We start from the raw sequence: 13825 nt of genomic DNA on the forward strand, positions 1-13825 counted from the left end.
AGCCACCGTAGGTTACTTGCATACAAGGTGCAACAAATCCCGGCGTTCACGCCCGCGGCGAGGGCAGCAGCAGCTCGACGTTGTGGTCGGTGGCGGCGCCGAGCCGTGTCGGGTCGGCGTGGATGTCGTTGAACGACAACTCCCGGTACAGCGACGCCAGACCCTGCTGCGTGAAGTCGCCGGGGCGCACGTCGTACGGGCTGTCGGACTCGATCAGGGTGGTCAGCAGCGAGAGCGTGCCGTCGGCGTTGTCGACCACCTCGACGATCCGGGCGTGCTGCGGGAAGTCGACGTGCGAGGCGGTGTTGATCTCCCAGAACCCCTGCGCAGGCGTCGGGCCGGTGTGCGGGGTGATCCGATTGTCGTGGGTGTGGCCGTTGATCCAGGCCAGCACGTTCGGGAACCGGTGCAGCAGGTCGATCAGCTGAGCGCCGCGGTAGCGCGGTTCGCCCGGGTTCTCCGGGTCCGGCGTGACGTTGTCCATCGTCCCGCTCGTGTGGTGGCTGAACAGCAGGAACCAGGTGTCGTCCCGGGGCTCGGTGACCAGGCGACCGTCGGTGTCGTGGTAGCGGCTGCTGCCGGCCACGAGGGTCCGCTCGAGCCACCGGAACTGGGCCTGCCCCAGCGATCCGTCCACGAAGCCGGCGCGGTTGGTCGAGTCCAGGCTGATCCCGACCACACCGGGGGCGATCTCGAACGAGTAGTACCCGATCCCGGTGTCGCCGGCGTCCGGTGCGAAGCCGTGCCCGACCGGGCCCGGGCCGGTGTTCGCCGGGTCCAGATGGGCGGCGATGAACTGCCGCGGGGTGAACGGGGCGCGCGCCGGGTCCGGGGTGACGATGCGGGGCGGAGTGGTGACCGCGGCCAGGACCGCGGGCAGCGCCGCCGGGTCGGAACTGGCGGCACTGCCGATCGCGCGGGCCTGCGCGGAATCGGGCGACTCGATCTTCACCGACCCGGTGTACATGGCCTCGAGGACGCCGATGCCGCTGGGTACGGTGCCCTCGACCGAGTCGTCGTGGTTGCCGAACACGCAATACCACGGCGTGTGCAGGCCCGGACTGGTCACCGGGCGCAGCGCGGCGCCCAGCAGCCCCGGCATCTCCGGGAACCCGGCCCGCTTGTACCGGTCGGGGATCGGCGACTCCGGGTTCCAGTACAACTCGGAGCCGGAGTTCTGCACACCCTCGTAGCGGTCGGCGGCCCCGGTGTTCGGGACGAAGGTGCCACCGTTGAGCGCGGTGAGGAACCAGCCGAGTTCGGCGTGCTCCTTGTTGTCGGTGTTGTCGCCGGTGGTCACGACCGCGTCGAACGCGCGGCGGGTGTACGGACCCCGGCCGAGCGAGTTGATCCGGGACACCAGCGAGACCAGCCCCTGGGTGGTCAGCGTCTCGTGGGGGCGGAACGCCGACCCGGTGAACTGGTGCAGGTACTCGAATCGCATCGGGGACTGGGCGTCGAGGACGTGCAGGTCGGTCAGCTGGACCAGCGAGGCGAGCGCGGTCCGGCGATCCTCGCGGCCGGCCCGCGGCTCGGTCAGCTCACCGCGGACGACCGTCGGCCAGCCCGGGCCCGCGGTGAGCGGGCGGTAGCCGGAGGTCCCGATCGGCGTCGCGACGGCCTCGAGGGTGGTGCCTGCGATGTGTGCGGGCAGGGGTTCCGCCGCCGCGTACCAGGTGCCCCAGGGTGCGCGTCCGAACGCCCCGACCCCGACTGCGCCGGCCGCTCCGAGCCCGACGAGTCCGATGAAATTGCGCCTGCTGATGTCCGCCACGGCACCGACTCTAGGTCAGATGTTCAACTGGGCTGCCGGGAACCGTCCGTGCGGTGAACGGACGGTGACGGCCGGCGCGGCGGGGCGGGTCAGCACCCGCACCTCTTGAGCGCTGGCACTCGCGTGTATAGAGTGCTAGTTGGCACTCGCTTGGTCCCGGCACCCGCGACGACGGGACCTGGTGCGGCGCCGTAATCGTGCAGTACAACCCGACCCGCCCAGGGATCAGCCCTGGGCGCTGGAAACCCCTGAAAGTGGAGGGCTCATCGTGGCGAGCGTGAACATCAAGCCGCTCGAGGACAAGATCCTCGTCCAGGCCAACGAGGCCGAAACGACGACCGCCTCTGGCCTGGTCATCCCCGACACGGCGAAGGAGAAGCCCCAGGAGGGCACCGTTGTCGCCGTTGGCCCCGGCCGCTGGGACGAGGACGGCGAGAAGCGCATCCCGCTCGACGTCCAGGAGGGCGACACCGTCATCTACAGCAAGTACGGCGGAACCGAGATCAAGTACGCCGGCCAGGAGTACCTGATTCTGTCGGCGCGCGACGTGCTGGCTGTCATCTCCAAGTAAGCCACGTGCATCCGCCCCGGCGTCCACCCACGGACCCGGGGCGGATCGCGTTCACGGACCCTCCCAGGAGTAACCGCACACATGTCCAAGCAGATCGAATTCAACGAGACCGCGCGACGCGCACTCGAGCGCGGCGTGGACCAGCTCGCGGACGCGGTCAAGGTCACCCTCGGGCCCCGCGGCCGGCACGTCGTGCTGGCCAAGGCGTTCGGCGGCCCGACCGTCACCAACGACGGCGTGTCCATCGCCCGTGAGATCGAGCTCGAGAACCCGTTCGAGAACCTCGGCGCCCAGCTCGTCAAGTCCGTCGCGACCAAGACCAACGACGTCGCCGGCGACGGCACCACCACCGCGACCGTCCTGGCCCAGGCGCTGGTCAAGGCCGGCATGAAGAACGTCGCGGCCGGTGCCAACCCGATCGCGCTCGGCGCGGGCATCGCCAAGGCCGCCGACGCGGTGTCCGAGGCCCTGCTCGCCGCCGCGACCCCGGTCGAGGGCGAGCAGGCGATCGCGCAGGTCGCGACCGTCTCGTCCCGCGACGAGGAGATCGGTGCGCTGATCGGCGCGGCGATGACGCGGGTCGGCACCGACGGTGTCGTCACCGTCGAGGAGTCCTCGACCCTGCAGACCGAGCTCGTCGTCACCGAGGGTGTCCAGTTCGACAAGGGCTTCCTGTCGCCGTACTTCGTCACCGACATCGACGCGCAGCAGGCCGTCCTCGAGAACGCTCTCGTCCTTCTCTACCGCGAGAAGATCAGCTCCCTGCCCGACTTCCTGCCGCTGCTCGAGAAGATCGCCGAGTCCGGCAAGCCGGTCCTGATCATCGCCGAGGACATCGAGGGCGAAGCGCTGTCGACCCTCGTGGTCAACTCGATTCGCAAGACGCTCAAGGCCGTCGCCGTCAAGGCGCCGTACTTCGGCGACCGGCGGAAGGCGTTCCTCGAGGACCTCGCCGTCGTCACCGCAGGCACCGTGATCACCGCCGACATGGGCGTCACGCTCAAGGACGCCGGCCTCGACCTGCTCGGCACCGCGCGTCGCGTCGTCGTCACCAAGGACGAGACCACGATCGTCGAGGGTGCGGGCACCGAGGCCGACATCGAGACCCGGGTCGCGCAGCTCAAGCGGGAGATCGAGAACACCGACTCCGACTGGGATCGCGAGAAGCTCCAGGAGCGCCTGGCGAAGCTGGCCGGCGGCGTCGCGGTCATCAAGGTCGGCGCGGCCACCGAGACCGACCTCAAGGAGCGCAAGTTCCGCGTCGAGGACGCGGTCAACGCGGCCAAGGCCGCGGTCGAGGAGGGCATCGTGCCCGGCGGTGGCTCGGCCATCGTGCAGGCCGGTCGGGTCCTCGCCGACCTCGCGGCGTCGCTGTCCGGCGACGAGGCGACCGGCGTCGAGGTCGTCCGCACCGCGATCGAGGCCCCGCTGTACTGGATCGCCACCAATGCCGGTCTGGACGGATCCGTCGTGGTCAGCAAGGTCTCCGAGGCGCCGAAGGGGCACGGCTTCAACGCCGCGACCCTGGTGTACGGCGACCTGCTCGCCGACGGTGTCGTCGACCCGGTGAAGGTGACGCGTTCCGCTGTCGTCAACGCCGCCTCCGTGGCACGGATGGTGCTGACCACCGAGTCCGCCGTCGTCGACAAGCCGGTCCAGCAGGACGAGGCCGGCCACGGTCACGGCCACAGCCACTAGTTCCGCAGCGACAGAAGGAGCCCCGGACGGCGTCGCCGTCCGGGGCTCCTTCTGTTGTGCGTGGTGCGGTGCCTCAGGAGGCGATGCGCTGCCGGTAGCGGCGAGCGTGCGCCTCGCGCTCGGCTTCCGACATTCCGCCCCAGATGCCGTACGGCTCGCAGACGCTCAGCGCGTGGTTGCGGCACTGGTTGAGGACCGGGCACTGCCGGCACATCTCCTTGGCCCGCATCTCCCGCTGGGCACGGGCCCGTCCCCGCTCGCCGTCGGGGTGGAAGAACATTGCGGAGTCGACGCCGCGGCAGAGTCCGTGCATCTGCCAGTCCCAAATGTCGGCGTTTGGGCCGGGGAGGTGATTCGGTTGCGGCATGCCATCTCCTGACGTCGGCTACTCGAGCACTGCACTCGCTTCCAGGTGGTTCGCTCGCGCCGGGCCGGAGCCCGGCGTGAGAACAAAGACCGTTCACGCGTGTACCCAATTTCCACCGCAACGTTATAGGCGCCGCGGAAATCGAGTCAATAGATCTTCACGTGGTGATTTACATACCCCGCGACGCGAGAATTAACGCTCCGTTCATCGACATCGACACAATTTCGTGATTCTTTGCCGCCGGATCGGAAACGGCAGTTCAGGCCCGGGTTGGCGGCGTTCACGCAGGTTGTGCGCCATTTCCGGCGGAGGGTGGCGCAGACCGGGTACGCGCGTGCCCGGCTGCGTTGTGTGAGACGTTGCGTGCGGGCGTCGACTCGGATCGGATAGGGCGAATCGGTCGCGCGCTCCGAGATTGAGTTCAATCATTGTGCAAGTCGAAATGTTAATGTGACCAAAACTCTCGACAAACTCGCCACCAACGCCTACTGGGGGTCCCGTCGTGGTGCCGCCTACGCTTACCGCCGTGCTCGACACACTCGACGACATCGCCTTCGGACCGTCACCCGGCCGGGTGCCGCTGCCCCCGGCGGTCACCGCTCAGGGCCACTGGTTGCGCGCGGTCGCACTCGGCGGGCAGGGCCGGTACGCCGGCGCCCGAGCCGAACTCGCCGCGCTGCGCCGTTGTCGGGCCGGCGCGGTCCTCGACTCCCTCGCCGCCAGCACCGAGGCGTCGCTGCTGCGCCAGCTCGGGTGGCACCGGCTCGCCTCCGGACACGACGGACGGGCGCTCGTCGTGCTCGGCGGCGACGAGTCCGTACCGGCCGTCGCGGCCCGCTGCGACGCCTTGACCGGGCTGGCGGCCGACGCCCTCGGGTGCGGTCGGATCGCGCTCGGGTTCCGACTCCTCGACCGCTGCGCGGAACTGATCGGCGGAGAGCCCGGGGCCGCGCAGCTCCGCTCCGCTTCGTGCGGCGGAGAGTCCGGGGCCGCGCGGCTCCGCTCCGCTTCGTGCGACCCGCTCTGGCGACAGCGGATCCGGCTGCACTGGGTGACGGCCGAGATGTCGCTCGCATCCGGTGATCCCGACCGGGGGCGGCGTCACGCGGCACGCGCGGTCGAACTCGCCGACGCGTCGCCGTCGGTGCGTCACCAGGTCAAGTCCGAGCTGCTGCTCGCCGCCGCGACCAGCGCCGGCCCCGACCCGTCCGCGGCCGTCGCGCCCGCCCGGGCGGTGCTGGCCCGGTGCGAGGAGCACGGTCTCCTCCCGCTGCAATGGGCGGCCGCAATGCTGCTCGGCGGCGTTGCTCCCGGCCCCGACGCGGACGATGTCCGGTCGCGTATGGAGGGACGAATCGTCCGCGCGGGCGGGCGATTCAGGGAATCGTGAGGGCTGGTCGCTATTCTTCAAACGTTCCGCCAACCGGTGGGAGCGTCCGGTCACGCGGACGCCACTGTAACGCCAGGACGCAGTCTGTCGATGAGTAGTACGAGCGAGGAGTTGGACTCAGCCGTCGCTGCCGCAGCGCAGGGCGATCGGGTTGCCTTGGCTCGGGTTCTGGAGTTTGTCCGACCCATGGTCGTGCGGTATTGCCGATCACGGGTCGGAGCCGCGGAACGAGGACATCTGTCCGCGGACGATGTGGCGCAGGAGGTGTGCCTGGCTGTGATGACCGCTCTGCCGCGGTATCGGGATCAGGGGCGGCCTTTCATGGCATTCGTGTACGGGATTGCCGCACACAAGGTCGCGGACGCGCACCGCAACGCCGGGCGTAACAGGGCGGAATCGATGGCCGAAGTACCGGACATAGTGTCCACGGACGAGGGACCGGAGAAGTTCGCGCTGGACTCCGAGACCAGCAGGCAGGTCAACAACCTTCTCGCGACGCTGTCCGAGAAGCATCGCGAAATCATCATCCTCCGCCTCGTCGTCGGACTGTCGGCGGAGGAGACGGCCGCCGCTGTCGGGAGCACGGCCGGAGCAGTACGGGTCGCCCAGCACCGGGCGCTCGCGAAGTTGAAGAACGAAGTGGCGAAAGCGGGTGAGATGTATGGCTAGGGGGAGCAAACGCAGCGGGCACGACAAGTGGTCGCGGCGTCACGATGCGTCCGACGCCGACCTCACCCAGCCGGAGCAGGGTGATGCGTCGGGCGCGGCCGGTGGTGAATCCGGCCCGGGGGAATCCGTCGACCTGGCGGCGGTGCAGCGCGACGACGCCCTGATCGACGCGATCGCCGGGGGCGGCGACGTCCCCACCGCGAGCGCCGAGGAGTACCAGCTCGCGGCGCTCCTCGCCGGCTGGCGCGCCGACATCGTCGGACCCGACCTGCCTGCCGGACCGACCCTCGACGAGGTGGCCGCCGCCGTCGACGAGGAACTCGCGCGACAGGCGTCACCACGTCGCGGCGGCCTGCGCCTGGTGCGCCCACTCGCCGGTGCCGCGGCAGCGATCGCCGTCGTGATGGCCGGTCTGACGGTGTTCTCCTACAACGCGCAGCCGGGTGACCCGCTGTGGCGGGTCAAGGAGGTCGTGTTCACCGAGCGCGCCAACTCGACGGTCGCCAGCATCGACACCACCAGCAATCTCCAGGAAGCCGAGCGGCTGATCCAGTCCGGGGACACCCAGGCCGCGATGACCGTGTTGCAGTCCGCGAGCAAGCGGGTCGGTGCCGTCAACGACGCCGACAAGCGCGACGAGTTGAACGCCTGGCACGACCGGCTGATGGCGGACGTCGAGAAGGCCACGACCACCACGGTCCCGCCGTCGACGACGACACCTCCCGGCGCGACGACCACCGTTCCCGTCCCGCCGCCGACCACCCTGCCGGGCGGGGTCCTGCCGACCGTGCCGACGGTCCCCTCCGAGCTGCCCAGCCTCCCGGTCGTGCCGACGCTGCCGTCGCTGACCCTGCCGTCCCTGCCGCCGCCGGTGGAGGCGACGACGCCGAGTCCCGGTCCCGTCGTGACGACCACCGAGTCGCCGAAGCCGGAACCGCCGAGCTCGACCGGCACCGGATCGACGTCGACGCCCGTCATCGTCGTCCCGACACCGAAGCTGCCGTCGGCGGACCTGCTGCCGAACCTGCCCGGCACACCGACCGGGTAGACCCACAACGAAACGGCCCGACAAGCAATGCTTGTCGGGCCGTTGTCGTGGATTCCGAGGTGTGCGCGGTCGACGATCAGGCGTCGAAGGCGTCCCCGTGCAGGGCCTCGTTCATGGACGCGTCCGCGTAACCGCGGCAGTAGTCCCAGGTCACGTACGCCTCGGGGACGGGGTCGTAGGCGGGCTCGTGGGGGCGGACCGTGCCGTCGACGAGCAGCTGGAGCAGGTTGGCCCGCAGCATGTCCCAGTCGTGGTAGTGATCTTGCTGGCAGTCGTCGCAGCAGACGACGAGGCCACGGATCCCGCGATGCGCCAACAGCGCCTCGTAGACCGCCAGGTCCGCGAGGTCCTCCTCGACGGCGAGTCGCTCGTGTGGGTCGAGCGGCTGACCGGGCTCGATCGCGTCCAGCGCGGCGGAGGGGTCGGACGGGTCGCCGGCGAACGGATCCGGAGGCAGACCGGGAGGCAGTTGATCACGCACAGGTCCACGGTACGCAGCGCGGGGCGGTCTGCGCCACCTGTTCGGTGACCGGGGGTTCGCGCGCGACGCAACCAGGTTCGCTCGCGACAACCACCAGGTTCGCTCGCTCACGGGCGCAGCCGATACCATGGTGGACGGTCTGAGGGAATAGTTCGCCGGGATTCGAGCATTGTTTCAGTTCAACCAATCGCGGCGAATCGGCACAGGAAAGGGCGCGTGCAGCGGGTGTCCCGCCCGGCGCGTCCGTGTCCGAAGGTCCAGCGCAACCGACGTTCGAGGGAAAGGTTCGAAAGCCGCATGACTAATTCCGGAGGGCACGTGCGCACCGGCGGAGATCGTCCCGACAAGGTGGCGATGCTGGGGCTCACCTTCGACGACGTTCTGCTGCTGCCCGCGGCTTCGGACGTCATCCCGAGCCAGGTGGACACCTCGAGCCAGCTGACCCGCGAGATCCGGCTGAACGTTCCGCTGGTCAGTTCCGCGATGGACACCGTCACCGAGGCGCGGATGGCCATCGCGATGGCCCGCGCCGGCGGCATGGGCGTGTTGCACCGCAACCTCTCCACCGAGGCGCAGGCCGGGCAGGTCGAGACCGTCAAGCGCTCCGAGGCAGGCATGGTCACGGACCCGGTCACCTGCAATCCCACCGACACCCTCGCCGACGTCGACGCGATGTGCGCACGGTTCCGGATCTCGGGGCTGCCGGTCACCGATGCCAACGGCCAGCTGGTCGGCATCATCACCAACCGCGACATGCGCTTCGAGGTCGACCAGAACCGCCCCGTCTCCGAGGTGATGACCAAGGCGCCGCTGATCACCGCGCAGGAGGGTGTCACCGCCGAGGCCGCGCTGGGCCTGCTGCGCCGGCACAAGATCGAGAAGCTGCCGATCGTCGACGGCCAGGGCAAGCTCACCGGGCTGATCACGGTCAAGGACTTCGTCAAGACCGAGCAGCACCCCAACGCCACCAAGGACCGCGACGGTCGCCTGCTCGTCGGCGCCGCGGTCGGTGTCGGTGACGACGCGTGGACCCGCGCGATGGCGCTGGCCGACGCCGGGGTCGACGTGCTGGTGGTCGACAGCGCGCACGGACACTCGAACGGCGTGCTCGAGATGATCGCCAAGATCAAGGCCGAGGTCGGCGACCGGGTGCAGATCATCGGTGGCAACGTCGCGACCCGCGGCGGCGCGCAGGCGCTCGTCGAGGCCGGCGTCGACGCCGTCAAGGTCGGTGTCGGGCCCGGCTCGATCTGCACGACCCGCGTCATCGCCGGCGTCGGTGCCCCGCAGATCACCGCGATCCTCGAGGCCGTCGCGGCCTGCAAGCCGGCCGGCGTGCCGGTCATCGCGGACGGCGGTCTGCAGTTCTCCGGCGACATCGCCAAGGCCCTCGCCGCCGGTGCCTCCACCGCGATGCTGGGCTCGCTGCTGGCCGGCACCGCCGAGTCGCCCGGCGAGATGGTCCTCGTCGGCGGCAAGCAGTTCAAGAGCTACCGCGGCATGGGGTCGCTCGGTGCGATGCAGAGCCGTGGCCAGGGCAAGTCCTACTCGAAGGACCGCTACTTCCAGGACGACGTGTTGTCCGAGGACAAGCTGGTGCCGGAGGGCATCGAGGGTCGTGTCCCGTTCCGCGGGCCGCTCGGTTCGGTCATCCACCAGCTCACCGGCGGCCTGCGGGCCGCGATGGGCTACACGGGCTCGGCGACCATCGAGCACCTGCAGGAGGCGCAGTTCGTGCAGATCACCGCTGCCGGACTGAAGGAGAGCCACCCGCACGACATCACGATGACGGTCGAGGCCCCGAACTACGCCGCCCGCTAGTACTCACCCAACTACACATCGAAGAAAGGGGCGCGCGTGCGCGACCTCGTTGAGATCGGTATGGGCCGAACCGCCCGTCGCACCTACGAGCTGGACGACATCGACATCGTCCCCTCCCGCCGGACCCGGTCGTCGAAGGAGGTGTCGACGGCCTGGCAGCTCGACGCCTACCGGTTCGACATCCCGGTGCTCGCGCATCCGACCGACGCGCTGGTGTCGCCGTCGTTCGCGATCGAACTCGGCAAGCGCGGCGGCCTCGGTGTGATCAACGGCGAGGGGCTGTGGGGCAGGCACGCCGACGTCGACGCGCGGATCGCCGAGCTGGTCGAGTTGGCGGAGTCCGACGCGGACCCGGACGCGCCGATCCGCAAGCTCCAGGAGCTGCACGCCGCGCCGATCCAGGCGAACCTGCTCGCCGCCGCGGTCGCGCAGGTCCGGGAGTCGGGCGTGACCACCGCGGTCCGGGTCAGCCCGCAGAACGCCCGCGCGCTGACCCCGGAGCTGGTCAAGGCGGGCATCGACCTGCTGGTCATCCACGGCACGATCATCTCCGCCGAGCACGTCGCGAACGGGGCCGGCGAGCCGCTGAACCTGAAGACCTTCATCTCGGAACTGGACGTGCCGGTCGTCGCGGGCGGCGTCAGCGACCACCGCACCGCGCTGCACCTGATGCGGACCGGCGCCGCCGGTGTGATCGTCGGCTACGGCTCGACCGAGGGCGCCACGACCACCGGTGAGGTCCTCGGCATCGGCGTGCCGATGGCGACCGCGATCGCGGACGCGGCGGCCGCCCGCCGCGACTACCTGGACGAGACCGGCGGCCGGTACGTGCACGTGATCGCCGACGGTGACATCGCCACGTCCGGCGACCTGGCCAAGGCGATCGCCTGCGGCGCCGACGCCGCGGTGCTCGGGGCTCCGCTGGCGGCGTCCGCGGAGGCGCCCGGCGGCGGCTGGTACTGGCCGTCCGCGGCCGCGCACCCGTCGATGCCGCGCGGCGCGCTGCTGCCGGTCGGGTTCGGCGACCGCCCCAGCCTGGACCGGGTGCTCACCGGCCCGTCCGACGACCCGTACGGCTCGCTGAACCTCGTCGGCGGCCTGCGCCGCTCGATGGCGAAGGCCGGGTACTCGGACCTCAAGGAGTTCCAGAAGGTCGGGCTCACCGTCCGCGCCTGAGCCCCGCACCTCCGCTGCCGTCACCGCCCGATCCGGTTCCCCGGGTCGGGCGGTGACGTGTTCGTGCCCTGGTCCGCAACGTTTTCCGGTACTGGTGGTTACGCTTAGGCAACCCTTGTGGGATCGGTCACAGATCCGGGGTGCATACTGGCGAGTAACAACCCAGGTTTCACGGTGGAGGTCTCTTCATGGGCAAGCGTGCGACGGATTTCGACGTCCTGATCGTCGGCTCCGGATTCGGTGGCAGCGTCACGGCGCTGCGGCTCGTCGAGAAGGGCTACAAGGTCGGAGTCCTCGAAGCGGGCCGGCGATTCACCGACGCGGATTTCGCGAAGACCAGCTGGGACCTCAAGCGCTTCCTGTGGGCGCCGGCTCTCGGCTGCTACGGCATCCAGCGTGTGCACCTGCTGCGCGACGTGCTGATCCTCGCCGGCGCCGGCGTCGGCGGCGGCTCACTCAACTACGCCAACACCCTCTACAAGCCGCCGTCGTCGTTCTTCCAGGACCCGCAGTGGCGGGACATCACCGACTGGGACGTCGAACTGACGCCGCACTACGAGCAGGCCCGCAAGATGCTCGGTGTCGTGCAGAACCCGCACATGACCCCGGCCGACGAGATCATCAAGTCCGTCGCCGACGACATGGGCGTGGGCGACACCTTCATCCAGACCCCGGTCGGCGTGTTCTTCGGGGAGCCGGGCAAGACGGTCGCCGACCCGTACTTCGGCGGCGCCGGTCCCGACCGCACGGGGTGCATCGAATGCGGCGAGTGCATGACCGGGTGCCGTCACGGAGCCAAGAACACGCTGGTCAAGAACTACCTCGGTCTCGCCGAGAAGGCGGGCGCCACGATCGTGCCGATGACCACGGTCACCGCGTTGCGTGAGGCGTCGGACGGGACGTGGGAGGTGCAGACCCGCCGCACCGGGGCGAAGGTGCGCAAGATTCACCGGACGTACACCGCCGGGCACGTCGTCCTCGCGGCCGGCACCTGGGGCACCCAGCACCTGCTGCACAAGATGAAGGACACCGGCGCGTTGCCGCGGCTGTCGGCCACGCTGGGGGAGCTGACCCGGACCAACTCCGAGGCGATCCTCGGTGCCGCGAAGCTGACGGTCGACCCGGATCTGGACCTGACCAGGGGAGTCGCGATCACCTCGTCGTTCCACCCCGCCTCCGACACCCACATCGAGCCGGTCCGCTACGGCAAGGGCTCGAATTCGATGGGCCTGCTGCAGACCCTGATGACCGACGGCGGCGGCAGCACCCCGCGATTCGTGAAGCTGCTCAAGACCATCGCCGCCAACCCGCGGCAGATGCTGCGCATGCTCAGCGTCAGGAACTGGAGCGAACGCACGATCATCGCGCTGGTCATGCAGAACCTCGACAACTCGATCACCACCTACACCAAGCCCGGATTGCTGGGTCGCCGCAAGGTCACCAGCAGGCAGGGTCACGGCGAGCCGAACCCGACGTGGATCCCGGTCGGCAACGAGGCCACCCGGCGAATCGCGGAGAAGATCGACGGCGTCGCAGGCGGCACCTGGGGTGAGGTGTTCAACATCCCGCTCACCGCGCACTTCCTCGGCGGCTGCGCGATCGGCGCCGACGTCACCCGCGGCGTCATCGACCCGTACCACCGGGTGTACGGCTACCCCACGCTCAGCGTGGTCGACGGCTCCGCGGTGTCGGCGAACCTGGGCGTGAACCCGTCGCTGACGATCAGCGCCCAGGCGGAGCGGGCGGCGTCGCTGTGGCCGAACAAGGGCGAGCACGACACTCGCCCCGCGCAGGGCGAGGGCTATCGGCGGGTGGACGCCGTCGCGCCGACGAACCCGGTGGTGCCCGCGGGTGCACCGGCGGCGCTGGTGCTGCCGATCGTCGAGATCCGCAGCGGCACCCCTGGCGCGACGAAGCCTGCCGCGAAGAACGACGAGAAGTCCGAGTCCGGCACAGGCGCGGCCTGACACCGACGACCCGGGGGAGCATGATCGACCCGTGGATCATCGGGTGGTCGGACGCGTGACCGGAGCGGCCGCGGCGGTTCTGCTCGCCGCGACCGTCACGTCCGCCGGGTCGCCGGTGGCGTCGGCGGGCCCGGGTGCCCGTGCGGCCGATCCCGACCCGCGGATCGGTCCGCTGTTCGTCGACGGCACCCCGGTGCACTTCTGCAGCGGAGCGGTCCTCGACAGCGCGGGCGGCGACCTCGTGGTGACCGCCGCGCATTGTCTCGTGGGCACCGGCGTCGGGGTCGGTTTCGTGCCGGGGTTCGACCGTGGCGCGGCGCCCTTCGGGGAGTGGGCGGTGACGCAGGTGTATCTCGACCCTCGGTGGGTCGCGACGCAGGATCCCCGCAGCGACTACGCGGTCGTTCGCGTGCGACGTGCCGACGCCGCTGTCGGCGGCGGTGTGGAGGCGTCGGTCGGCGGCGGGCTGCCGATGACCGTCGCACCGGCCGTGGGGGTGGGAGTCACCGTGACCGGGTACCCCGCCGGCAACGACCGCCCGGTCGCGTGCACCGGCGGGGTCACCTCGACCGCCGGATTCCCGACCCTGGACTGCGGGGGTCTGAGCGACGGGACCAGCGGGGCGCCCTGGGTGGACGCGTCGGGGGTCGGTGCGGTGGTCGGCGGGCTCGACCAGGGCGGCTGCACGGACTCGGTCTCCTACTCGTCCGCGTTCGGACCCGACGCGCTGACGCTGGTTCGCCGGGCGGACGGCGGCGAGCCGGGTGACGTCGCGCCGCCCGCACCGACGGGACAATGCACCGGGTCGTGACCGTCCGCCCACGGGCTGTGCGAGGCGCCGGAGCTGGGCAGATTAGACTGAG

At 70.2% G+C, this 13825-nt stretch carries 12 protein-coding genes; 9 read left to right on the forward strand and 3 right to left on the reverse strand.

The window, feature by feature from the left end; translation table 11 throughout:
* Positions 1-46: 46 nt before the first annotated feature.
* The gene (locus ABD951_RS10475; RefSeq protein ID WP_345344404.1) at positions 47-1774 is read right to left on the reverse strand and encodes a TIGR03767 family metallophosphoesterase; all 1728 of its coding nucleotides are present in this window, start codon (positions 1772-1774) and stop codon (positions 47-49) included.
* A 268-nt stretch (positions 1775-2042) separates the two neighbouring features.
* On the opposite strand from ABD951_RS10475, the gene groES reads away from it, so the two are divergent.
* Both groES and groL read left to right on the forward strand, forming a co-directional pair.
* Positions 2043-2345, forward strand: a complete 303-nt coding sequence (gene groES, locus ABD951_RS10480; protein ID WP_007535256.1) for a co-chaperone GroES — start codon at positions 2043-2045, stop codon at positions 2343-2345.
* An 81-nt stretch (positions 2346-2426) separates the two neighbouring features.
* Complete coding sequence (gene groL, locus ABD951_RS10485; protein WP_345344410.1) at positions 2427-4043, forward strand: chaperonin GroEL; 1617 nt, start codon at positions 2427-2429, stop codon at positions 4041-4043.
* Between the two features lie 73 nt (positions 4044-4116).
* On the opposite strand, the gene ABD951_RS10490 is transcribed toward groL, so the two are convergent.
* Positions 4117-4410: a WhiB family transcriptional regulator gene (locus ABD951_RS10490; RefSeq protein ID WP_345344412.1), complete on the reverse strand. Its 294-nt coding sequence runs from the start codon at positions 4408-4410 to the stop codon at positions 4117-4119.
* A 526-nt stretch (positions 4411-4936) separates the two neighbouring features.
* Between ABD951_RS10490 and ABD951_RS10495 the strand changes: the two genes are divergently transcribed.
* The 3 genes from ABD951_RS10495 (at position 4937) to ABD951_RS10505 (ending at position 7517) form a co-directional block, all read left to right on the forward strand.
* The gene (locus ABD951_RS10495) at positions 4937-5800 is read left to right on the forward strand and encodes a hypothetical protein (RefSeq protein WP_345344414.1); all 864 of its coding nucleotides are present in this window, start codon (positions 4937-4939) and stop codon (positions 5798-5800) included.
* A gap of 90 nt (positions 5801-5890) precedes the next feature.
* Complete coding sequence (locus ABD951_RS10500) at positions 5891-6469, forward strand: sigma-70 family RNA polymerase sigma factor (protein ID WP_345344416.1); 579 nt, start codon at positions 5891-5893, stop codon at positions 6467-6469.
* Complete coding sequence (locus tag ABD951_RS10505) at positions 6462-7517, forward strand: anti-sigma-D factor RsdA (RefSeq protein ID WP_345344418.1); 1056 nt, start codon at positions 6462-6464, stop codon at positions 7515-7517. The genes ABD951_RS10500 and ABD951_RS10505 overlap by 8 nt, the downstream gene beginning before the upstream one ends.
* A gap of 76 nt (positions 7518-7593) precedes the next feature.
* Here ABD951_RS10505 and ABD951_RS10510 read toward each other — a convergent pair whose 3' ends face one another.
* Positions 7594-7998, reverse strand: coding sequence for a DUF5319 domain-containing protein (locus ABD951_RS10510; protein WP_345344420.1), 405 nt, complete (start codon positions 7996-7998; stop codon positions 7594-7596).
* Between the two features lie 297 nt (positions 7999-8295).
* Here ABD951_RS10510 and guaB point away from each other — a divergent pair, with 297 nt between their 5' ends.
* From guaB to ABD951_RS10530, 4 genes are all read left to right on the forward strand, one after another.
* Positions 8296-9819 carry an IMP dehydrogenase gene (gene guaB / locus ABD951_RS10515; protein WP_345344422.1) on the forward strand — a complete coding sequence of 508 codons (1524 nt, stop codon included), beginning with the start codon at positions 8296-8298 and terminating at the stop codon, positions 9817-9819.
* 36 nt (positions 9820-9855) lie between these two features.
* On the forward strand, positions 9856-10995 hold the full coding sequence (locus tag ABD951_RS10520) for a GuaB3 family IMP dehydrogenase-related protein (RefSeq protein WP_345344424.1): 1140 nt from the start codon (positions 9856-9858) through the stop codon (positions 10993-10995).
* A gap of 188 nt (positions 10996-11183) precedes the next feature.
* Entirely contained in the window at positions 11184-12962 is a 1779-nt protein-coding gene (locus ABD951_RS10525; RefSeq protein WP_345344426.1) for an FAD-dependent oxidoreductase, read from the forward strand.
* Positions 12963-12993: 31 nt separating this feature from the next.
* The gene (locus tag ABD951_RS10530; RefSeq protein WP_345344428.1) at positions 12994-13773 is read left to right on the forward strand and encodes a trypsin-like serine peptidase; all 780 of its coding nucleotides are present in this window, start codon (positions 12994-12996) and stop codon (positions 13771-13773) included.
* Positions 13774-13825 lie beyond the last annotated feature (52 nt).

Origin of the sequence: Rhodococcus olei, assembly GCF_039540555.1 — a bacterium.
GTDB classification, from domain to species: Bacteria; Actinomycetota; Actinomycetes; order Mycobacteriales; family Mycobacteriaceae; genus Rhodococcus_G; species Rhodococcus_G olei.

Coding starts and splice junctions, on each gene's coding strand:
- ABD951_RS10505 (WP_345344418.1), top strand. CDS start 6,462: ATGGCTAGGGGGAGCAAACGCAGCGGGCACGACAAGTGGTCGCGGCGT.
- guaB (WP_345344422.1), top strand. CDS start 8,296: ATGACTAATTCCGGAGGGCACGTGCGCACCGGCGGAGATCGTCCCGAC.
- ABD951_RS10525 (WP_345344426.1), top strand. CDS start 11,184: ATGGGCAAGCGTGCGACGGATTTCGACGTCCTGATCGTCGGCTCCGGA.
- ABD951_RS10500 (WP_345344416.1), top strand. CDS start 5,891: ATGAGTAGTACGAGCGAGGAGTTGGACTCAGCCGTCGCTGCCGCAGCG.
- ABD951_RS10490 (WP_345344412.1), bottom strand. CDS start 4,410: ATGCCGCAACCGAATCACCTCCCCGGCCCAAACGCCGACATTTGGGAC.
- groL (WP_345344410.1), top strand. CDS start 2,427: ATGTCCAAGCAGATCGAATTCAACGAGACCGCGCGACGCGCACTCGAG.